A 19,716-nucleotide genomic window follows, 5' to 3' on the forward strand; every position below is an offset into this window, starting at 1 on the left:
GCCTCTGACAGCCCGTCAGTAAAGGTGCACTGCGTTCGGCTTCAGTGGCCATAGCCCGGCCTTTCTACAAGGACAACACCGGCTGCGTACGCGGGAATCGGGGCCTCGTTCAGGATGGACATTTCGTTCACTGCTCCGCGAGACGCGCCAGCGTGCGGTCCCGAACCGTGGGATCGAGCATGTCCGCGTTTATATAGAAGCGCCGTGCTCCTCCGACAAGGTCGCTCATGCGCCGCTTCATTTCTGTGAAGGCGGCACTGTATCGGTAGAAGTCGTTGTCCAGATGGGCGAACATGTCGTCCTTCAATCCGTAGGCACCGGGCGCGCAGGCAAAGAGGTCCAAGAACGCCGTGAAAGGCTCCGCGTCAATTTCATCGAAGCAGGGGGGCCGGTCCGGGTTGTAATCGATGATGCACAGGTTGCGGACCGTGGCTTCGGCGATCGCCTCGCTACCGAAGATGAGATCGGGATCAAGCCGATATTCAGATGCTTCCAGGTGTTTCTCCAGCTGGCCCGAACCAATGAGCTGGTCGAAGCCCGGGCCCTTCCGGACCCGCATCGCGGAAGGTACGCCATGCACGGTTTCTCCGTCTGTCAGCACATGCGTATTGCTCAAGAACCGCGCACCCGCGGCACAGGCCTGTGTAAGGAAGACGGTCTTCCCGGCTTTCTGGCGGCCGAACAGCAGGGTGGCACCCTGCGGCTGGACTAAAGCTGCGGCTTTGAGGTGCACGAGACCATGATCGATAGCAAAGTCGGTGAGCAGACGTTTGGTGAAGTACGGCCAGAGGGTGCGCTCCAGCTCGCGACCGAAGACATAGATTCGATCACCACGAGTCACCAGATAGGCGGGCGGACCGAAATGGTGGGTGATGTAGGAGCCTCCGCGAAACCGGTCGGCGCGGTATCCCTGGTCCACAAGGGGCTCGATCAGCGCCGCATCGATCGGGTCTCGGTTCAGATCTACAAAGACGAGTTCGTATGCGCAGGCCGTCTCGGGAGAGGCGTACCGAGTGTAGAAGGCGTACCCGGCGAAGTCCGCGACGTTGCTGGAGACGCGAACCTTGAACAAGTTGAGATCGATCACCCGGGACGACCTGATTGTGTAGTGCTGACCGAGAGCGTCACGCACGTCATCACGTGTGTCCGGTTCGACCGAGACCGGAGCGATCTGCGAAGTCATGCTGTCCTGCCTTTCAAGAGTTCCTACGGCTTCCAGAGTGAACGGCCATGGCTACCTCACCGCCGCGATCGGCCCGATGGGCGGAACAGCCGATCCGGTAAGTAAATCCGATCGATTGTCATGATGCGGCTGCCTTCGCCGGCCGGCTGAGGTCAGTCGGAAACTGCCGCGAGATCGCCGCGAACAACGACACCACCCTGGACCTGCGCATACTGGTCCCCTCTCTGTTTCCTGCACTGCCTGTCACAGCCGTTACCCGATCCCCCCTGGGAGATCAGGAGTCGACCGACCAAGCGGACCGGCTCACGTCAGGAATTACTGGTTCGGCCGCCAGATGCCGGGCGCCCAGTTGGGCTGCCACTGATATCCGGTCCCAACGCGACCACTGCATCCCAAACCTGTCCGCCAAGGCGAGAAGCGACTGCCAGTCCTTGCTCCGGCCGGATCGCACCTGTTGGAGCAGCACGGCCAATTCCGCGCTGTTCGGATGGCTGGACAGCTGCGCGTCCAGTCTGTCCAACGCTGGTTTCCAGAACAGGTCGGACGCTTCGGTGCATGCCTCGACTTCCGTCAGGGCCGCCAGCACCTGCTGCGTAACATCCCGACGGCTGTCGAGGACAGCGAGGAGGCGCTTCCGCTCCGACCTCTCGAAGAAGACTCCCAACTCCCTCAGAATGTCGGCGGGTTCGTCCGCGACATGAATGTACGTGAGCGCCGAGGCCTGGGCTGCTCCCGCGATCCGCCTCAGGTGGTATGCCTCCCGATCCTCAGGGCGAGTCGGTCCCTTCATGTCGCTCAGTCTGGCGGTAGCCGGTATCTCTGATTCCGTCGTGTCTCGGAGCAGGATGTACAGCGACTCCCCTATCGGCATGATCATGTCCATCAAATCGATGCGCTCGCGGGTCGCGACGTTCAACTGGTATCGCCACAGTTCGCGACTGGTATGACGGTCGAACCGGACTTTTCTCCATGCAACTGGAACAAAGCCCGCGGCGCGGACCGCGGTCAGTAGCCTCGCTCCGCCCCGGACGGCAACAACGTCCGGCTTCAGAACCATTGGGGCGACGCGATGGAGCTGATCGGCTACAGTCCGTTCGGTGCCGAGGAGGTCGGCCAGGTCGTCCCAGGCGTCTCGGTAGTAGGGGTCGACCGCGTAGGTTTCCCGCTTGCGCCCCTCCCGACTCAGCCATTCCGGTACGACACACGCTCTTTCGGGTTGATCCATGCTCAATGCCCCTCCCATAGCATGACGTTGGGTTGCTGCACCGGCAGCGATGACCGCCCTACCCAGAAAACCGTTCACCTGCCGGTTCTGCGGCGTAAAGACATCTGTCGGGTCACCACCCAGGACGAACTGACCGATTCCACAGGCGTGGGCAGAGAGGTCGTCACCTCGAAAGCCGAGACCGACCCGGAAGTCGTCAATGCTGTCCGGGCGCTTGGCGAGTCGATCCGTTACCGTCCCGGCTTCGGCAACGTCGCCGGCGCACCAGGCAGCCCACCTTGACGGCCACCGTGCCCTGCACGTCCTCGGTGATGTGCTGCACGCTCGCCGCCAAGGATCCCAGCGACTCGGCGTCCGCGGTCAGGCCGTCTGAAATCACTGTGCCCGGAAAGGTCGCCCGGGTACGCGATTCTCCGCCTTGTAATGCTCCCTCCCCGTTCGAGGGGCGTGGGAGAGGTCCCTTGCACCGGACGCCGCGGGCTTCCGGTGAACCTCTCCGGCTACAGCGTCAGTAAGGGGTACGTCTTCCCTCGGCAACGCCCACCGGGGCAGCAGAGGCCGGGGGGAACTGGCGTAACCGGTGTCACGGCAGGGTGCAAAGTCATGAAGCAACTGTGGTAGCTAGCAGCTCTTCGTCTCAAGACGTTGTCCGTTGCCCACCATAGAAGCAACGGGTAACACCAGATTGGCCTTGCCGATCGTCCGCATCTACGCCTACTGGCCTTGAATGCGTGATGTCGTCATGGTGGGGCGGGCACCAGTCCGGTTCCGGTGAAGCAGCCGTCGAGAACGTCGCGGCGGTACTGGAGTTGACGTAAGCCCCCGCCGGGCGGCGTTGATCAGGTCTTGTGGGTCGGCGAAAGCACGGTTGGCCGTGGTGGTGCGCCGCAGTACCGACCAGATGCCCTCGGCCGGGTTGAGGTCCGGAGCGTAGGGCGGGAGTTGGTAGACGGTGAGCCAGTCCCGTTCGGCGATGTAGCGGCGCATCCCGGCCGTCAGGTGGGTGTTCAAGTTGTCCCAGATCGGCACGATCGGGCCGCCGAGCTGCTGGTGCGCGGTCTGGATCAGATCGCGGTAGTCCTTCCAGAAGAAGCTTTTGCGTCCGTCGGGTCGGGCGTCCGGGCAGGGCCGGCAGATCAGCCGGGAGCGTTCGCCGGGTTTGTAGCAGACCAGGGCGGCGACGGACAGCCGGCGGCGGGAGCGTCCCCGCACGCGCACGACGGGAGTGTGGCCGCGGCGGGACCAGGTGCAGGTGGTCGGCGGCGTCATCGAGAAGCCGGCCTCGTCCTCGAAGACGAGCCAGGCACCGAGCACCGCCACGGTCCTTCCACCTGGGGCCAGGTCTCCTTCACCCAGCCAGCCACCGCCGCCTCGTCGCACTCCGCCGCTCGGCGGGCCGGTACCTGGCAGCTCCAGCCATGCCGCTTGAGCAGCGCGGCAACGCCCTGCACCGTGTAGCTCTTGTGAAACCGACGTCCAATGAGCGTCTTGATCCGTGACAGGGTCCAGGTCTGGTCCGGCCAGCCGTGTGCCACCGGCCCCTTGGTCAGCTCCTGCTCCAGCACGGTGAACAGCTCGTCACTGAGCAGCGGTAATGATGCCGGCCCTTTGGAGGCCAGGGCTCTCGGCCCGCCCTGGGACCAGGCCTTGCGCCATCGTTGTACCGACCGGACGCTGACCCGCAGAGTGTGCGCTATGACCGCGTTCTCGTCACCCTGGATGAACCGCGCGGCCGCCTCCAGCCTCAGCGTCTCGCGGAAGACCCGCCGCTCGTCGGTCAGTCCGCCCCCTTGCACATACCGCACGCAGTTGGCATACCGCAGGGATCATGGGCCGTCAGCCCCTGCCGACACCACGCTTTGAAGGTCAGTAACGGCCTTCTCCCGCGCGACGGCGACGGTCGCCAGCGGGCAGCCGGTCCGGGCAGGGCCGCAGCCACAGCACCTCGTCGCTGGTCGCAGGCTCCGGGCGGCACTTGGCGAGCAGGTCCAGGCAAGCGTTGGTAGCTATCCAGCACGGTCAGGCCCGGAACGTCGACTGCCCCTCGAAGGTCTCCCGCCGCCGCCAGGCACGGAGCCTCGGCTGGATCATGCTTCACCGCCGCCTGGCCCGCGACTACGAGACCACACCCACCCGGCGAGAAACCCACTAGGGCATAAGGGGTGATCTTCCTCAATCGAATGCTCACTCGAAGACCCTGCTTTGGCGGCGCCGTAGGTGTGGGCGCCGCACTATGGAACAGTCTCCTGCCAAAGAGGCAACGGACAACGCCTGGTCCGGAAGCCGAGCGCCAGTCATGCTGCGGAAGTGAGTACTGATGTTGCGCCCCCGAATACGCTGGGCCTGCTGTTCGGAGCTGGACAGTGACCCGAGCGACGGTCTCGCGAAGCTATCGCACAGGGCACGAGTAACGCACTGCACGCCGCCCGCCCTGATGCTGTCGGTACTCGAGAATGAAGGCGTCGACCTGGGCCACGAGCGAGTGGCTGCGGAAGAAGCGCGCCTGGCAGAGGAAGAAGCACGCAGCTCGAGTCTCCCGGAAAGGCCCTTTCATGGCATCGCGCATCCTGCTGGCCCGGCATGGACAGACGGAATGGTCGCTGTTCGGCAAACACACCGGCAGGTCCGACATCCCGCTGCTGGACGAGGGACGACTCGGCGCGAAACTGCTCGGCGAGCGCCTGCACCGCGCGCCGATGGACGGCCTCCCCGGGGTGGAGATCCGTACGAGTCCGCTCGCACGCGCGCGTGAGACGTGCGAGATCGCCGGCTTCGGCGACCGGGCGACCCCGTGGGACGCGCTCACGGAGTGGGACTTCGGAGCGTACGAGGGGATGACCTCCGACGAGATCCGGGCCGAACGTCCGGACTGGCTGATCTGGCGGGACGGTGTGCCCGGGGGCGAGAGCCGCGCCGAGGTCTCCGCGCGCGCGGACGCGGTGGTCGAGTGGGTCCGCTCCGAGGAGCGTGACGTGCTGGTCTTCGCCCACAACTACATCCTGCGCACGATCGGCGCCCGCTGGTTCGGCCTGGACATCGACTTCGCGGCCCACGGGCGCCTCAATCCCACGTCCCTCTCGGTCCTGGGGTGGTCCTCCTACGGAGAGCCCACGATCGAGACCTGGAACGACTGCGGCCACCTGAGCGCGTAACCGTTCCCGGCCGGGGACCCGATTGCCAGCCGTCGTCGGGCTCAGACCGACCGGGGCAGCGCACCGTGCCGTTCCAGGAAGTCCGACACCCCCGAGGCGCGGCGGTGCGGCAGCAGGACCCGGGCCATGCCCGCCGGCATCCTCCGCACCCGGGACGACTGGACCTCGTCCAGCAGGTCCAGGACGCGCAGCCCGGCCGCGGCGGCCTCGTCGGGGTGCCCGGCGCGGGCCCGGTCGTCGGCGAGTTCGGCCGTGTGGAGGGGATGGACCGGGAAGGCTTGCGGCACGGAAGGATCCGGTCAACAGCAGTGCGATCCAGCCCCGCGCGACCACCTCAAGGGCCAGGTATCTGCTCTGGTCAGAGCCCCTGGAGCCTGTCCAAGCGTCATCGCTTCCCAAGCCGAGAGCGCGAGTTCGATTCTCGTCACCCGCTCCAGAATGAAGGCCCACGTCAAAGGCCCAGGCCTTGTTGCCGCACCTGGTGATCACTCGTCGCGTGCCGGAAGGCCTGCCGGGTCCCTCCCCCTCTCAGCCTTCTCGGCCCGAGCCTTCCGAACTGTGGCGTCGAGGGCTGCGGCGACCTCTCGCTGCCGCGCGTCGTCGGAGTGCTGATAGATCAGCGCGGCCTTCTCCGACGACTGGCCGGCTCGCACCATGGTGTCCTCGAGCGTGGCGCCGGACTCTTGGCGACGGGTGAATCCTGACCCTCTGACGGCGGATCAAATCTGATTCTCTGTGGTGGTCCCTCCTGATCTTGATCAAGGTCAGGAGGAGAGAGGGTGATTCAGGCGAGCAGGTTGCCGTCGGGGGCGGTGACGTACCGGGTGACGTCGGTGCCGTCGGTGTCCCAGCTGGGCGTGGCTCGCAGGCCGTTGTAGTGGCTGGTGAGCGTAGAAGTGGTCGTCCAGGTGCCGCTGGCGCTGGAGGCCGTCGTGGCGGTGCCGATGCGGTGCTCGGCGTCCAGTGTCCAGGTCTCGCGATCGGTTCCGCTGGTGATCTGCCGCGGTGCGCCGTCGGCGTAGTGGTCGTATGCGGTTCCGTCCGCCGTGGCGGTGGTGTCGCCGAAGGCGTCGTATGAGTAACCGCTGGTGGTGATGCGGTTGTGTGCGTCGTAGGTGTAGGTGGTCGTTGTGGTGCCGTTGCAGTCTCCGCTTGTGGTCAGGTCAGGGCGGTGCGGTTGCCGGCCGAGTCTAGGGTGCAGGCGCGGATTGCGCACAGGTTGTCGCCGTCGGTGGTCTTTGACAGATCTGTGGAGGGCGCCGCATTGGCCGGGACGACGAGACGGCCGGCTGGCCCCAGGGAGGCTGCAGGTTTTTTTGCGGGTTGCGACAACCTCAGGTGGGGCCGCACGTCTGGTGGGGTGAAAGGCGGTTTCCGGTACGGGATTTTCAGTACCGGCGCTGCCCGACCTGTCAGCGTTGTCCCCACACTCTTTGGAGTCGTTACCTATGCGGCACATCCGCGCCAAGAAGTCGAACCGTTCCCTACGTACCTGGGTACTGGGATCGGCTGCCGGTCTCACCCTGGTGGTGGGCGGCGGCATCGCCGCTCAGGCGGCCACCGCCGGCCACGCGCACCCGGTCGTCAAGTCGGACACGTCGACCGAGGCCGACCCGAAGCCCGTGCCCTCCACCCCGGCGAAGCAGACCTCCGCCGACACCGACCCGACTCCCGTCCCGGGCGACTCGAACGGCAAGCCCTACCCGAGCGCCGTGCCCTCCACCCCGGGGAAGCAGACTTCCACCCACACTGACCCGACTCCCGTCCCGGGCGACTCGAACGGCAAGCCCTACCCGTCCGCGGTCCCGGGCGACGCGAACGGTCAGCCCTACCCGTCCGCGGTCCCCGGTGACGCCAACGGCAAGCCCTACCGCCACTGAGTCACCGACCATGCGTGTGGCGGGGTCGGACCAGAGCCGACCCCGCCACACCCCTGATGTGAACGAGACCGATGCAGCTCACCCCTGCCCTGCCCTGGTGGGCCCGGCTACTGCGCCGCGCCCGGACCACCACCCCCACCCCGGCGGGAGCCGCGCCCCACCCCGGCCGACGATTCCGGCACCTGCATCCGACGGCCGACCGGGACGGTGAAGAAACCTCCCCCACACTCGCCGACCTGTACCGCACCCGGCGGCTCGACATGGTCCGCCTGGCGGCCTTCCTGGTGGACGACCTGCACACCGCCGAAGACGTCGTCCAGGACGCCTTCGCCGCCGTCTGCCGTCGGCACGGCGAACGGCTGGACGACCTCCAGGACGCACACGCCTACCTCCACACCGCGGTCGTCAACGCCGCCCGCTCGGTGCTCCGCCGACGGCGCACCGCACGCGCGTACACCCCGCCGTACCAGGGCCCCGGGGCGCCGGTCGACGAACTGCTGCTGCTCGCCGAGGAGCACCGGCAGGTCTTCGACGCGCTGGCGCAACTCACCGCGCGCCAGCGCGAGGTACTGGTCCTGCGCTACTGGTCCGACCTGACCGAGGCGCAGATCGCCGAGACCCTCGGCGTGTCCCGTGGCACCGTCAAGTCGACAGCGAGCCGCGCGCTCGCCACGCTGGAAAAACTCCTGGAGACGGACCGATGACCACCCCGCCGCCGCTCGAGGAGAGGCTGCGCGCCGCACTTGAAGCGCGAGGACAGCTCATCAGCGCCCACGACCTGTCACCTGCCCACCCGCCCACCGGAAATACCTGGGGCACACGTCGGATTCGGCGGGTCGTGTCCCTCGCCGCCGCCACCGCGGCGGCCGCGGCCGCCGTCGTCCTCCTGCTGTCCCCCAACACCCCGGACCGCCCCCGCCCGACACCGCCCGCACGACATACCAGCCCCACCGTCACCCCTCCCACCACCGTGCCGCACCCGTCCGGCGTCCCCGGTGACACCAACGGCAAGCCCAACCCGTCTGGGGTCCCCGGTGACGCGAACGGCAAGCCCTACCGCCACTGAGCCGCCGACCATGGGTGCGGCAAAGCCGGACCGGACGTTCGCCCTCACCGCCGGACTGCCCACCCGTCGTCCTCGTACCGCCGGGGACCGCGTCAATCGTCCTTTGAGCTTCCGCTGACATCAATTGGATCCCATGTGTTCGATTCCCCTGACTTCGATCTGGCGCCGTATGCCGGCATTGATGAGACGCAGTATGTGCAACGCGGCTACTGCAGTTGGAGCGATGCGGGTTGGCGGTCGCTGCTGGTGCAGAGTTTTGTGCATGCTCGCCAAGTCGAAGACTTGCTGCTGCCTGGAACGTCTGACCTGCATCTCGTGCTGTGCACTGGGGGAGAAGCGATAATGCGGGTCAGCTCTGGAGGGCCACCGACCAGACGTCGTTGGAGGTCTGGCCGGCTCGAACTCATGGTGCCTGGCCAGGCTACTGTGCGCAGCTACGCAACGACGTCGGTCCTGTCCACCGTCCAGGTGCATATCCGACGGGCTGATATCGAGCAGGCCGCCCACGGGCTGAGGCAGCGCGGTCCGGACTTCGAGGCGTTGTCCGCCGGACTGGGCGCGGGCGACCCGGTCGTCGAACACATCGTCCGTTCGCTGCCGGCCAGCCGAGATGCGGGGGACTTGTACGCCGAGTCGGCTGCGGCGTTCCTCGCGGTGCATCTCCTGTCCCGGGGCCGGATACCGCCCGCGCACGGGCACGAGCACGCCGCAGTACGCAACGGCATTTCCCTCATGCAGGACCGCCTGGCCGAACCGCTCACCCTCGCCGAGATCGCGGCCGAAGTACACCTCAGCGTGTACCATTTCGTCCGAATTTTCAGGGATGCCACTAGTCTAACGCCATATCGATATCTCACACGGCTTCGTATCGAGTTGGCCCAACGGCTGTTGTCGGAAACCGACCTCACCATCGAGGAGATCACCCGGCGGTGCGGCTTCACTGCACCTAGCGCCTTGTCGTCGGCATTCCTGCGCCAAGTCGGCGCCCGTCCCTCCGCCTACCGTAAGGCCACCGCCGGGTAGCTCTCTGACGCGGCTCTCGTGAGATCCTCGGCAAGACACGCCCAAGAGTGGTCAACCCTTTTCAGCGTGACCACTGGTCTGGGACCGGTCCAGAAACCTGTTACGTCCCCTCCCCCTGTCATTGCAGAGCGCCATCCAGTGTGCCGTATCCAGGGCAGGGTGGCCTGCGGTCAGGGCCGTCCTCAGCCGAGTTACGGCACTACTGACCTTGAATGCGTGATGTCGTCAGGGTGGCGTGCGTAGGCCGGTGCCGGTGAGGCAGCCATCCAGGACGTCGTGGCGGTACTGGAGTTGGCGCAGACCCTTCCGGACTGTGGTGACGAGGTCGTCGGGGTTGGCGAAGGCCCGGTTCGCCAGGCTGGTGCGCCGGAGTATGGACCAGATGGTCTCGACGGGGTTCAGGTCGGGTGCGTAGGGCGGGAGTTGGAAGACGGTGAGCCAGTCGCGGTCGGCGATGTAGCGGCGCATCCCGGCGGTGAGGTGGGTGTTGAGATTGTCCCAGACCAGCACGATCGGGCCGCCGAGCTGGTGGTGGGCATTCTGGATGAGGTCGCGGTAGTCCTTCCAGGAGAAACTCTTGCGCCCGTCCGGTCGGGCGTCGGGGCAGGGCCGGTAGACCAGCCGGGATGGTTCACCCGCCTTGTAGCAGAGAAGGGCAGCCACCGATAAGCGGCGGCGGGAGCGTCCTCTGACGCGGATGACGGGGGTGTGGCCGCGGCGCGACCAGGTTCGGGTGGTCGGCGGCGTCATCGAGAAGCCGGCCTCGTCCTCGAAGACGAGCCAGGCGTCGAGCGCCGCCACGGTCCTTCCACCTGGGGCCACGTCTCCTTCACCCAGCCAGCCACCGCCGCCTCGTCCCGCTCGATCGCCCGGCGAGCGGGGACCTGGCAACTCCAGCCATGCCGCTTGACCAGCGCGGCGACACCTTGGACGGTGTAGCTCTTGTGGAACCGGCGCCCGATCAGCGTCCTGATCCGCGACAGAGTCCACGTCTGGTCCGGCCAACCGTGCGCTACCGGGCCCTTGAGCAGCTCACGCTCCAGCACGGCGAAGAGCTCGTCGCTCAGCAACGGCAGCGACGCCGGCCCCTTCGATGCCAGAGCTCTCGGCCCACCCTGCGACCAGGCCTTCCTCCAGCGTTGCACCGATCGGATGCTGACCCGCAGGTCATGGGCGATGACTGCGGTCTCGTCCCCGTGCCCAAACCGCTCGGCCGCCTCCAACCGCAATCTCTCCCGAAAGGCCCGTCGTTCATCGGTCAGTCCACCGCCCTGCGCGTACCTCATGCAGGCGGCATACCGCGGGGATCATGAGACGTCAGCCCCTACGCCACCGCCCTTTGAAGGTCAGTAATCGCCTCCTCTCCCAGCACCAGATCAACCGACGCAACCTCGGTTCGCCTTCGCATCGCCGTCATCGAACGGGCGGTTAGCCTCGCGCGTTCACGAGGCGGGCTGTCCGAGTGGTGAAAGCGCGAGACTAACCATCAACCAGATCGCTGAGTGGTGTCGATTCACCGGCCCCAACTCCTTTTCAGCGACGTTCCTTCGTCAGATCGGGGTGCGGCCATCGGACTGGCAAAGGGAGACCTTTTAGTAGAGGGAATCTGTAGCCGTTGAATCTGTGTATCGAGACGGCCTTTGACATCGTGGCGGCAGGAGTCTTTTCATCACTGTAGATGCGGCCGGTCAGCGCGCGCTACCGGAAGATTCGACGAGAAGGAGCGCCGCCTTTCCCACGTTTTCGTCAACCTGCTTCTGATAGACGTTCAGGGCAACGGAGTTGGCCGATATCAACTGCCGCTGATACCCGGTGAGTACAGCGAAGTAGACTGCGGCCAGATGCGAGTAGGCAGTGCAGGATTCAGCGGCTGTGGCCGCGGCTATCTCATCGGCGGTCGGCTGAGCTGTGTCCCAGGGGCCTGCTGCCAGTTCCTCGGGATCGCGGGCGGGATGTCCGGCTGCGGCCATGCAAGTGGCCCAGCGGTTGCGGGCGCTGACCACTCGCTTGTCCGCAGCCGTCTGCTGGAATGACTGATTGAACAAGGCCTGGGTGAGCTTCCAGCCGTCAGTTTCTGCCAGAGTGGGTAGTAGCTTGTTTGTCTCGACAGAGCAGGCTTGGAAGTCCTTCTGCGAATACCCGCTTCCGCCCCCTACACGGTCTGGAGCTGCAATCGCAGTGTGAAAGCCTTTATGCTCGGCTGTTCCGCGACCGATGTAACCCCAGGCTCCGGCCGGCCTCAACGCCTCTTTGCTGCCCTTCACGGCGACACGGATAATGTTCTGACCCGAGTAGGCTTCGTTTCCTCGGCCTTTCATGCAGCGGATGATCAGAGCTTTTCGCGTCTCGAATAGCAGGTCGCTGTCTTGCTCGGAGGTGCCATAGGAGGACAGTGGGGCTCGTGACAGTCCGTCATACCCGCTGACGGGCGCTGTTGGCGAGACTGTAAGGGCCGGCGGCGTGACGTCGTCGCTGATCGCGTGATTCGAAGAGCAGGCGGTGGCCAGCAGACCGAAGCCCGCAATCGTCGCCGTAACGGCAAGCCCTCTTCCTCCTCGCTGTGCGATGGCCAAATCTCGGTTGGATAGCATGCGGAAATACCTCTTCGGGGAGTGCAACAGGTTGACCGGGCTCGCATTTGCTCACAGACAGCCATAACGCCCGGCCCGCATTCCGTATTGATGGCGGGAAACCCCGTGACGCTTAAAAGCACAAAAAGGAGAATCTTTCGCAACGAACCGCGCGGTAAATCAAACACCGTAAACGGTAACGCCGAAAGATCAATCGTATCCGCAAATCGCCGGACTGGGCGTCCGGATGTCCGAGCAGATACTTCTGGACTCGGATATTGAAAATAGGCTGGCCGAGACCCACGCGAAGGGTCGCAGCCAGCCAAATCTTCATCGAATGCTGGCCGGCAAGGGGCGACAGCGTGATTGCTTAGATTCACGCGGCTCCGGCGAGGTCACCCCATGGCGGAAATATTCCCTTGGTCGCCCTTGTTCAGATGATTATCACGTAGTGAACCAGAGGCGGACGGTTCGGGAATACGGTCCAGGTCCACCTTGGAAATTGCAGAAGCTCCTCGTAGCCCGCGGCCGGTCCGGTGCCGGTCCACTTTCCGCCCCAAGTTTCGCAGTCGTTGTTTCCGGTGGAGATTTCGTCCAGCCAGCCCTCCACCCTTCCGACTGTCTGCGGGCCCGCAAAACAGCGTGTACCATTCCAGTCATCAGACGAGGCATTGTGAACTTGGATCTTCAGATAGTCAGTGTGATTGCCGCAGGGAAGTTCACCGGCGGAGGCGTTCGTCACCGGTCCGAATAGTGTCATGATGGCGGCCCCTGCAAGCGCGGCAGCGCCGCCTGCTTTCAGTCGCTTCTTCGCTGAGAACACATTCCCCTCCTGAAGGTGGTCCAAGCCCGTGTTCCTAATGACCGGCGGGCATCGGAGTATGAACTCGAAATTACGTCCCTGCGGTAGCGCAAGGCCATGCTTCAGATTGCTGTCACAGCTGCGTGATCTTGTGATGGGTCAGCGACTGAACTTGATTGGGTGATGTCGGTGCCGTTCGCCTGACAGTTGGTGGTCGGCACCGGTAGCCCTGGGGTGTGAGGTACGCACAGGGTGGCGGGCTGACCGACGCCGAGAGGACCACGCGGGAGCAGTTACGGCTGCAGGCCGCGGGGCGTTTCGAGGGCGGGCAGACGAACGTGGAGATTGCCGCTGTCCTGCGGATCAGCGTGCGGTTGGTCGAGCGGTGGCGCCGGGCCTGGCGCGAGCTGGGCGAAGCGGGAGTCCTGTCAAAGGGGTCGCCAGGACGTTCCCGGCTCAGTGAAGCCCAGATTGCCAGGTTGGAAAGGGAGTTGGAGCGTGGTCCACTGGCTCATGGCTGGGCGGACCAGCGGTGGACGCTGGCGCGGATCAGGACGCTGATCGGCCGGCTGTTCCATGTCTCCTACACGGTCGAGGGCACCTGGCGGCTGCTGAAGCACGGCTGGAGCTGGCAGCAGCCCACTCGGCGGGCGATCGAGCGCGACGACTCGGCGGTCGAGGTGTGGAAGAAGGAGACCTGGCCACGGGTAAGAGCACCGCGGCGGAGCGCAACACCTGGATCGTCTTCGAGGACGAAGCCGGCCAGTCGATGACTCCGCCGCGCGCCAGGACCTGGGGCCGGATCGGCCGCACTCCCGGTCGTGAGGGTGAGGGGCCGGGGCTCCGGACGGGTGTCGATGGCGGGCATGGCCTGCTACAAGCCCGGCGAGCGGTCCCGGCTTATCTACGCGATCCGCGAGTACCGCGACCTGATCATCCGTGCCCGCACTCAGCTCGGCGGCCCGATCGTGCTCGTCTGGGACAACGTCCGCCTGCACCTCACAGCGAGCATGCGGGAGTTCATCGACGCGAACACCGAGTGGCTCACCGTGTTCCAGCTGCCCACCTATGCCCCGGGCCTCAACCCGACCGAGGGCGTCTGGTCGCTGGTCAAGCGCGACATCGGCAACTTCGCCGCAGCCGACCTCGGCCAGATCACCCGCGCAGTGAAGCGCAAGCTGAAGATGCTGCAGTACCGACCGGAGGGCCCAAAGCTGCTGGTCAGCTACGGTGGTGGTGTGACTGACAGCCTGCCGGATGACGTAGCCGACGTGCTTGACCTCGTCCTGAACCCGGACGAGCCCCTTCACGTCGCCCTCCGACGGCAGGTTCCCCAACTCAGGGTGCAATCTCGCTGTAAGTGCGGGTGCGGGACCACCTATTTCGAACTCGACACCGACCAGGTGGAGCCCGCGGCGACCGGCCTCGGCACCGTCGTGGCTGCCGACATCCAGCTCCTCACCGAAGCCGGCGAGTGCCCTGGCGAGGTCCTGGTCTTCGCGCAAGGTGGCTACCTCTCATGGCTGGAGGTCTGCTCTTGGAGCGATGACATCGAGGTGAATCTTGCCGCGGCGCGGCGCTGGCTGCAGCCACCCTCGTGAACCTGCCGGCAGCCTCCAGCGGTCTCGCACCGTGACGCCGCCGCGATCCGACCGACATCACGAGTTCAACTTCAGATGCAATCCCAATCTCAGTCACGCCGGGGCGGCGACCGGCCGTCGACAGAGGTACTGCTCCGCTTCCTCGGCATCCGGCGTGGTGCACAGGAGTTGGCCTGCCTGGCACCCCGCGGGCGGCGGCCTCACCCGCTGGAGGGCGTGCGCCGTCCAGTACCCGCAGTCACCCGATCAACTTCCATCCCGTATGAGGACGCCAAGGACCAGCCGTGAAGGACCACACCGTGACCGACAGCCCCAACGGCCTGCTGACCCTCGTCGCCGACGACGGCGACCTTTGCGGCCTATACGCCGAACGTCTTCTTGAATGTGACGGCTGCCCCGGTCTTCGGACGGGGCAGCGGCGAACGACGTCGTCGTCACCAGGGCCGGCCGATCGCCCCAACGAGCTACCCCTCATAAGCACCAGCTCGCCACACGGGCCGGGTCACGGAAAATCGGCCGACGTCCCCTGCACAGCATCACCCCACAAGACCGAGGCATCCCACTCTCCTCGGCTAGAGTGGAATTACGTATCTGCAGGTCAGATCCCGTTTCCCTATGGTCTTCTCACTTGAGTGCGCTCTCCTCCAGCCGTTCCGGCTTCTTGGCGCCGATCACGACACGGGACGGCACCTGAGCGATCCGCACCGCCCGCTGCGCACGTCCTTCCGCATCTCGGTCGGGATCGGCGTACTCGGCGTTGAACAGGGCGCACCTTGACTTCGGTCCGCAAGACCAAGCGTCCGCAGTCGGCTTCGGCCGGCGTCATCAGCGCCGCAGGGCGGGACAGCGGCGGGGACACCGTGGAACTCGACGAGGAGGTCCCCGAGTCCCCGCTCGCCCGCATGACCCGCCTGCGCACGGAACTGGCCTCCATGGTGGCCAGCAGCACGGTGAGCGCCACCGCCGCGGTGGGCTGAGGCTGGTCAGGGCCAAAGCCCGAGTGTCGCCTCGGGGTGGCGCCGGGTTCCACTGTTCCGGGTGTTGAGGTGCTGTCGTAGGGACGGGGAATCCGTCGGTCAGTCGGAGTCCGGCAGCTGGGTGAGCCGGTCGAGGGCGGCGGTGATGTAGTTGGTCCAGGGCCGGTGCCGGGCCAGGCGGAGGACCCGACGGCGGCCGGTGGTTACGAGCTGTCCGGCCGCGGTGAGCAGGCGGAGCCGCAGGCGGCGGGGCTCCCAGAGTCTGTCCTTCCCGGTCAGCGCGAGCATCGGCATCCAGGCCAGCAGGTCCAGCGCGATCTGCACGATCTCCAGCCAGATGCAGTTCTGGGCAGTGTGGGTGCAGGGGCAGGTTCCGCAGCCCGGTGGCCCGGGCGGCCCGGATGCGGTCCTCGGCCCGGGCCCGCAGCTGGTGACGAAGCTTAAGCTCGGCGATTGGCCAGCCGGGGCTGTTGGTGGCGAAGCAGGTCAGTCGCATGCAGTCCGCGTCGGGGAGTCTCAACTGGGCCCCGGGGTGAGGCCTTTCCTTCCGAACGATCAGCCGCATCCCCTGTGGCCAACTCTCCAGGACGTCGCCAGTGAGTTCAGCGACCCAAACGCCGTCGCGGATCTCGCCGTCCGCCTCGACGGCCGGCGTCCAGGCGGATGCCGGGACCTTCAGCACGTGCCCATGGATCGGCATCGGTGATCACCATGCCGACCGAGTAGGACAGCCACCGTCCCCGCCGGGCATGCCAGGCGACGACGTCATGGGTGCCACCCGCGGAGTCGGTGCGGATCAGGGTCTGTCGCCCGCGCCGGTACTCCTTCGGGTGCTGGGCCAAGGCCAGGCGGCTCCTCACCCACAGCAGAAAGAGCCGGAGATGAATGACAAAGGCAAAACGGCGGGCGCTGTTTCGCGGCGCGGGATCCTGAGAGGCGTCGCCGTCGGCGGCGGCGCGGTCGCGGCCCTTCTACGGCTGGCAGGCCATCCATGACCTGTTCGCCCAGTACATGCCCCGGTGGCCGAAGGACGGCACGTCCTCCCCGGTCCGGATCCTGGGGGACGCCACCAGCGCCGTCGTGTTCTTCACCAACACGACGGGGCTGTTCGGCCCGTCGGAGATGCGTGCCGCCGGTGTCGTCAACTTCCAGCGCGGCAAGATCGCCCGCTGGGTCGACTACTGGGGCGGCCGCCACTTCGGGACCGACAACCTCGACGCGGAACGCCTGCCGGCCGACCAGTTCCCGACGGACTGGATGGAGTCCACGGTCGGCGAGACCGCATCGCCGGTGATCCGGAAGGTCTCCGAGCAGCTCTCGGCAGCCCTGCAGGCGGGTGAGGGCGAGCGCGCGGCGGCGCTGTTCGCCTCGGACGCCGTATTCGAGGACATGACCGCGCACCTCCAGATCCTGGGCCCCCGCAGCATCGGCGCCTACCTCACCACCGCCTCCGACGTCCTGCCCTACACAGGCAAGGGCACCAGGGTGCGGCACGTCGTGGGCAGCGCCCGCGGTGGCGGCTACGAGTGGGCCGCCGCGGGGCCCGTTCCACGCGGTCTTCACACCCTCGAACTCGATGCCCAGGGCCGGATCGAGCAATAGTCAAGAGTTGTGGGTGAGGCCCTCCGACTCGGCTGCGGTGATCTCGGCTGTTGCGAGCCGGGCTTCTTCGCGCACCTCTGGGTCGGGGTGGTGGAGGAAGGGCTCGATCAGCGGCCGGGCCTGCGAGGCGTGGGTGGCGCCGAGGATGTAGAGGGCGTGTTCGAGGAGTTCGCGCTCCATCGTCGGCATGGCGGCGGTCAGTGGTTCGACGAGGTCCAGGGGCAGGAAGTGGTGGTTGAACGCCTCGCTGATCGAGTTCAGGACGGATTCGCGCACCTTGGTCACCGGTTCGTTGACGGCCAGGCTGACCAGGCGTCCGACGACCAGGCGGGCCGAGTCCGCGTCGAGAGCGGTGCCGCGCAGGAGGTCCCCGAGGATGTCGGCGGCGACATCCCGACGGTCCGGCTCGCGGTCAGTCAGCGCTTCAAGTGCCGCAAACATGGCGTTCATGCCGTCACCTCGGACTGCTTGACCAGGACGCCGTTCTCGAAGCGTGTGTCGGCGCGGACCAGGGGCACCAGGTGGGCGCCGGTGATCGCGCGCCATCGTACCTGGGCGGACTCGACGAGCTTGAACACCATGGCCAGGGCCGCGGCCGGGCTGCCCGCACCGCGGGGGACCTTGGTGCGGAGCTTGACGGTGGAAAAGGTCGACTCGATGGGGTTCGTGGTCCGCAGGCGGATCCAGTGCTCGGCCGGGAAGTCGTAGAACGCGAGCAGTTCGTCCCGATCCCCGGTGATCTTCGCGACGGCCTTCGGGAACTTGGCGCCGTAGGCGCGCGCGAAGGCCTCGATCGCCTTCTCGGCGTGGCCGCGGTCCTCCGCGTTGTAGATCTCCTGCATCGCCTTCGTCGCCCCGGGCTGGGCGGGCTTCGGCAGGCAGTTGGTGACGTAGCGGGCTTTGTGGACTCAGCACCTTTGATGACGTGCGGCCGGCAACACCTCAGCGAGCGCGCGCCACAGGCCCATGGCGCCGTCTCCGACCACCAGCTTGGGGTCGCACATGCCGCCCCGACGGCAGTCTCGAAGCAGGTCGACCCACGACTCGGTGGATTCCCGCAGGCCCTCGGCGAGCGCGACGAGCTCCTTGGTCCCGTCCAGGCGGACGCCGAGCAGGACCAGGACGCACGAGTGGGCCTGGCCGAGACGGACCTTGGGATGCACGCCGTCGGCCCACACGTGGACGTAGTCGCGGTCGGACAGGTCCCGGGACTGGAAGACGGTATGGTCGTCGCTCCACTGCTCGGTCAGCCGGGTGACGGTGGCCAGGGACAGGCCGACGGTGCCGCCGAGGAACTGCTCCAGGGCTGGTACGAAGTCCCCGGACGACAGTCCGTGCAGGCAGAGCAGCGGCAGCACCTCGGAGATCTTCGGCGACTTACGGCACCACGGCGCCAGGATCCTCAAGGAGAACCGCTTGCGCTCGCCGGTCTCTTCGTCCGCCCGCCGGTCGTTCACCCGCGGGGCCCTGACCTCCACCGGGCCGGCCTCGATGACCACCGAACGTGGCCGGTGGTGGCCGTTGCGGACCACCAGGCGACGCCCGTTCTCGTCCTTCTCCACAGTCAACTCGGATATGTATTGGTTGACTTCCGCTTCCAGCGCGGCGGCAAGCATGCGTCGGGCTCCTTCGCGGACGATCTCGTCGATCAGGGAGCCGGACTGGGTGGAGCCGTCGTCGGTGACTACGCTGAACACGGGCGTGCCTTCCCGACTCGCGCTGCAACGCGGGCCTACTCGGAGACCATCAAAGCATCGTTCGGGAAGGTACGCCTTCCGCATTCCTTCCGGAACCGATCCACAGGTCTCCCAACATTGCTCAAAGAAAGCCCGTTTGAGCTGCTTGTTCCCCCTCGGGGAAGGCTGTTCGCCGCGGATCGAGGAGCCCGAGCTCCGGGTCGCCGGGACGAGACCCGCGTAGGCGGCCAGGTGGCCGACGTCCTCCCGACCACACGACCAACCCTGCACTCCCTACGTGTAGCGCGCTCGTCGCCGCCCCGCTGACAGTGGCCGGGCACAGCGGCCCCGGCCGACGCGCAACCGGCTGAGCACGCCCCCGTCCCCGGCCGCGGCCAGCTTCTTCAGTCAGGCGGCGGAGGGTCGCGTCTCGGTCCAGTCGACCAGCAGTCTGCGTTCGGCGAACAGCCACCCGCCGTCCTGCTTGACGAGTTCGTCGAGATAGCGGATAGCGGCGATCATCAGCGTGCGCTGCCCGTCCTCACCCACCGACAGGTGATGCGCCAGGCAATAGCTCTCGGCCGTCGCCCGGGCTCCGTCCAGCGAGACCGTGCTCTGCCCGTTGAAGTGAGTGGTGGTCTCGTACGTGTTCAGATTGTCGAAGACCGGGGCCAGCGAGTCGCAGCCGTGCAGGACCTCGTCCGCGGCCTCGTGAGCGCCGCCCACCGGCCGCATCGGCTCGATCTCCAGGCCCATGTCGCCGAGTTTGAACTGGAAGCCGGTGAGCTGATCGACCAGCTCGCGGGCCTGCTTGACGATCTGCTCGTAACGTTCGAGAGTGTCGTTCCCGATCCGGTCCGACACGCTGACCACCCGCCTTTCAGCCTGAGCAGAACGGGCCACGCGGTACTGGCCGAACGAGGTTTCCGGCCCAGGCCACCACCCACGGTGGCGCGAGC

General features: G+C 66.4%; 16 protein-coding genes and 8 pseudogenes. 10 read left to right on the top strand and 14 right to left on the bottom strand.

Annotation, left to right across the window (positions count from 1 at the left end; all coding sequences use genetic code 11):
- Positions 1 to 127: 127 nt before the first annotated feature.
- On the bottom strand, positions 128 to 1,183 hold the full coding sequence (locus CP978_RS01145; protein WP_150478120.1) for a FomB family phosphonate monophosphate kinase: 1,056 nt from the start codon (positions 1,181 to 1,183) through the stop codon (positions 128 to 130).
- 274 nt (positions 1,184 to 1,457) lie between these two features.
- Positions 1,458 to 2,408 carry a nucleoside-diphosphate kinase gene (locus tag CP978_RS01150; protein WP_043436805.1) on the bottom strand — a complete coding sequence of 317 codons (951 nt, stop codon included), beginning with the start codon at positions 2,406 to 2,408 and terminating at the stop codon, positions 1,458 to 1,460.
- Positions 2,409 to 2,429: 21 nt separating this feature from the next.
- Between CP978_RS01150 and CP978_RS01155 the strand changes: the two genes are divergently transcribed.
- Positions 2,430 to 2,690: a hypothetical protein gene (locus CP978_RS01155; RefSeq protein ID WP_144401413.1), complete on the top strand. Its 261-nt coding sequence runs from the start codon at positions 2,430 to 2,432 to the stop codon at positions 2,688 to 2,690.
- Positions 2,691 to 3,148: 458 nt separating this feature from the next.
- Here CP978_RS01155 and CP978_RS36300 read toward each other — a convergent pair.
- A pseudogene (locus CP978_RS36300) lies at positions 3,149 to 4,213 on the bottom strand (IS630 family transposase).
- A 747-nt stretch (positions 4,214 to 4,960) separates the two neighbouring features.
- Between CP978_RS36300 and CP978_RS01175 the strand changes: the two are divergent.
- On the top strand, positions 4,961 to 5,560 hold the full coding sequence (locus CP978_RS01175) for a histidine phosphatase family protein (protein WP_043436809.1): 600 nt from the start codon (positions 4,961 to 4,963) through the stop codon (positions 5,558 to 5,560).
- 41 nt (positions 5,561 to 5,601) lie between these two features.
- On the opposite strand, the pseudogene CP978_RS01180 reads toward CP978_RS01175, so the two are convergent.
- The 3 genes and pseudogenes from CP978_RS01180 to CP978_RS01190 all read right to left on the bottom strand — a co-directional run.
- Positions 5,602 to 5,820 (bottom strand): annotated as a pseudogene (locus CP978_RS01180) (hypothetical protein); the annotation flags it as partial.
- A 225-nt stretch (positions 5,821 to 6,045) separates the two neighbouring features.
- Positions 6,046 to 6,273 (bottom strand): annotated as a pseudogene (locus CP978_RS35405) (tyrosine-type recombinase/integrase); the annotation flags it as partial.
- 71 nt (positions 6,274 to 6,344) lie between these two features.
- Positions 6,345 to 6,776, bottom strand: coding sequence for a hypothetical protein (locus CP978_RS01190; RefSeq protein ID WP_043436814.1), 432 nt, complete (start codon positions 6,774 to 6,776; stop codon positions 6,345 to 6,347).
- A gap of 232 nt (positions 6,777 to 7,008) precedes the next feature.
- Here CP978_RS01190 and CP978_RS01195 point away from each other — a divergent pair, with 232 nt between their 5' ends.
- The 4 genes from CP978_RS01195 (at position 7,009) to CP978_RS01210 (ending at position 9,529) form a co-directional block, all read left to right on the top strand.
- On the top strand, positions 7,009 to 7,440 hold the full coding sequence (locus tag CP978_RS01195; RefSeq protein WP_043436815.1) for a hypothetical protein: 432 nt from the start codon (positions 7,009 to 7,011) through the stop codon (positions 7,438 to 7,440).
- A 71-nt stretch (positions 7,441 to 7,511) separates the two neighbouring features.
- Positions 7,512 to 8,144 (top strand): SigE family RNA polymerase sigma factor, encoded by a 633-nt coding sequence (locus CP978_RS01200; RefSeq protein WP_043436816.1) that lies wholly within the window; start codon positions 7,512 to 7,514, stop codon positions 8,142 to 8,144.
- A complete protein-coding gene (locus CP978_RS01205; RefSeq protein ID WP_052453907.1) occupies positions 8,141 to 8,506 on the top strand; it encodes a hypothetical protein in 366 nt (121 codons plus the stop codon). Before CP978_RS01200 ends, CP978_RS01205 begins: the two co-directional genes overlap by 4 nt.
- Before the next feature lie 135 nt (positions 8,507 to 8,641).
- Positions 8,642 to 9,529 carry a helix-turn-helix domain-containing protein gene (locus tag CP978_RS01210; RefSeq protein WP_043436819.1) on the top strand — a complete coding sequence of 296 codons (888 nt, stop codon included), beginning with the start codon at positions 8,642 to 8,644 and terminating at the stop codon, positions 9,527 to 9,529.
- 225 nt (positions 9,530 to 9,754) lie between these two features.
- Here CP978_RS01210 and CP978_RS36305 read toward each other — a convergent pair.
- From CP978_RS36305 to CP978_RS01230, 3 genes are all read right to left on the bottom strand, one after another.
- Positions 9,755 to 10,815 (bottom strand): IS630 family transposase gene (locus CP978_RS36305; RefSeq protein ID WP_423218870.1). Its coding sequence is split into 2 segments (ribosomal slippage): positions 9,755 to 10,366 and positions 10,369 to 10,815, totalling 1,059 coding nucleotides; the frame shifts between segments, so codons are not numbered across the junction.
- A gap of 402 nt (positions 10,816 to 11,217) precedes the next feature.
- The gene (locus CP978_RS01225; protein WP_150478121.1) at positions 11,218 to 12,102 is read right to left on the bottom strand and encodes a hypothetical protein; all 885 of its coding nucleotides are present in this window, start codon (positions 12,100 to 12,102) and stop codon (positions 11,218 to 11,220) included.
- Positions 12,103 to 12,532: 430 nt separating this feature from the next.
- Positions 12,533 to 12,922, bottom strand: a complete 390-nt coding sequence (locus CP978_RS01230; RefSeq protein WP_144401414.1) for a beta/gamma crystallin domain-containing protein — start codon at positions 12,920 to 12,922, stop codon at positions 12,533 to 12,535.
- A 215-nt stretch (positions 12,923 to 13,137) separates the two neighbouring features.
- Here CP978_RS01230 and CP978_RS36310 point away from each other — a divergent pair.
- The 3 genes and pseudogenes from CP978_RS36310 to CP978_RS01255 all read left to right on the top strand — a co-directional run.
- A pseudogene (locus CP978_RS36310) lies at positions 13,138 to 14,106 on the top strand (IS630 family transposase); the annotation flags it as partial.
- Positions 14,107 to 14,786: 680 nt separating this feature from the next.
- A pseudogene (locus tag CP978_RS35410) lies at positions 14,787 to 14,867 on the top strand (methylated-DNA--[protein]-cysteine S-methyltransferase); the annotation flags it as partial.
- Positions 14,868 to 15,275: 408 nt separating this feature from the next.
- A complete protein-coding gene (locus CP978_RS01255) occupies positions 15,276 to 15,479 on the top strand; it encodes a hypothetical protein (RefSeq protein ID WP_043436829.1) in 204 nt (67 codons plus the stop codon).
- A gap of 99 nt (positions 15,480 to 15,578) precedes the next feature.
- On the opposite strand, the pseudogene CP978_RS01260 reads toward CP978_RS01255, so the two are convergent.
- A pseudogene (locus tag CP978_RS01260) lies at positions 15,579 to 16,333 on the bottom strand (transposase); the annotation flags it as partial.
- Positions 16,334 to 16,490: 157 nt separating this feature from the next.
- Between CP978_RS01260 and CP978_RS01265 the strand changes: the two are divergent.
- Positions 16,491 to 17,081, top strand: coding sequence for a sigma-70 family RNA polymerase sigma factor family protein (locus tag CP978_RS01265; RefSeq protein ID WP_052453908.1), 591 nt, complete (start codon positions 16,491 to 16,493; stop codon positions 17,079 to 17,081).
- Here the strand turns inward: CP978_RS01265 and CP978_RS01270 are convergent, their stop codons facing one another.
- From CP978_RS01270 to CP978_RS01285, 4 genes and pseudogenes are all read right to left on the bottom strand, one after another.
- The gene (locus tag CP978_RS01270) at positions 17,082 to 17,531 is read right to left on the bottom strand and encodes a HEAT repeat domain-containing protein (RefSeq protein WP_043436831.1); all 450 of its coding nucleotides are present in this window, start codon (positions 17,529 to 17,531) and stop codon (positions 17,082 to 17,084) included.
- Positions 17,528 to 18,778: pseudogene (locus CP978_RS01275) on the bottom strand (IS256 family transposase). Before CP978_RS01275 ends, CP978_RS01270 begins: the two are co-directional and overlap by 4 nt.
- A 123-nt stretch (positions 18,779 to 18,901) precedes the next feature.
- Positions 18,902 to 19,015: pseudogene (locus CP978_RS01280) on the bottom strand (transposase); the annotation flags it as partial.
- Positions 19,016 to 19,165: 150 nt separating this feature from the next.
- Positions 19,166 to 19,621, bottom strand: a complete 456-nt coding sequence (locus tag CP978_RS01285) for a nuclear transport factor 2 family protein (RefSeq protein WP_227745277.1) — start codon at positions 19,619 to 19,621, stop codon at positions 19,166 to 19,168.
- Positions 19,622 to 19,716 lie beyond the last annotated feature (95 nt).

The sequence above is a fragment of the Streptomyces nodosus genome (assembly GCF_008704995.1).
In the GTDB taxonomy this organism is placed as follows: Bacteria; Actinomycetota; Actinomycetes; order Streptomycetales; family Streptomycetaceae; genus Streptomyces; species Streptomyces nodosus.

Bases quoted from the DNA above. Each gene is read 5' to 3' on its own strand.
- CP978_RS01145 (WP_150478120.1), bottom strand. From the start codon at position 1,183: ATGACTTCGCAGATCGCTCCGGTCTCGGTCGAACCGGACACACGTGAT.
- CP978_RS01150 (WP_043436805.1), bottom strand. From the start codon at position 2,408: ATGGATCAACCCGAAAGAGCGTGTGTCGTACCGGAATGGCTGAGTCGG.
- CP978_RS01155 (WP_144401413.1), top strand. From the start codon at position 2,430: ATGACGTTGGGTTGCTGCACCGGCAGCGATGACCGCCCTACCCAGAAA.
- CP978_RS01175 (WP_043436809.1), top strand. From the start codon at position 4,961: ATGGCATCGCGCATCCTGCTGGCCCGGCATGGACAGACGGAATGGTCG.
- CP978_RS01195 (WP_043436815.1), top strand. From the start codon at position 7,009: ATGCGGCACATCCGCGCCAAGAAGTCGAACCGTTCCCTACGTACCTGG.
- CP978_RS01200 (WP_043436816.1), top strand. From the start codon at position 7,512: ATGCAGCTCACCCCTGCCCTGCCCTGGTGGGCCCGGCTACTGCGCCGC.
- CP978_RS01205 (WP_052453907.1), top strand. From the start codon at position 8,141: ATGACCACCCCGCCGCCGCTCGAGGAGAGGCTGCGCGCCGCACTTGAA.
- CP978_RS01265 (WP_052453908.1), top strand. From the start codon at position 16,491: ATGCCCCGGTGGCCGAAGGACGGCACGTCCTCCCCGGTCCGGATCCTG.
- CP978_RS01270 (WP_043436831.1), bottom strand. From the start codon at position 17,531: ATGAACGCCATGTTTGCGGCACTTGAAGCGCTGACTGACCGCGAGCCG.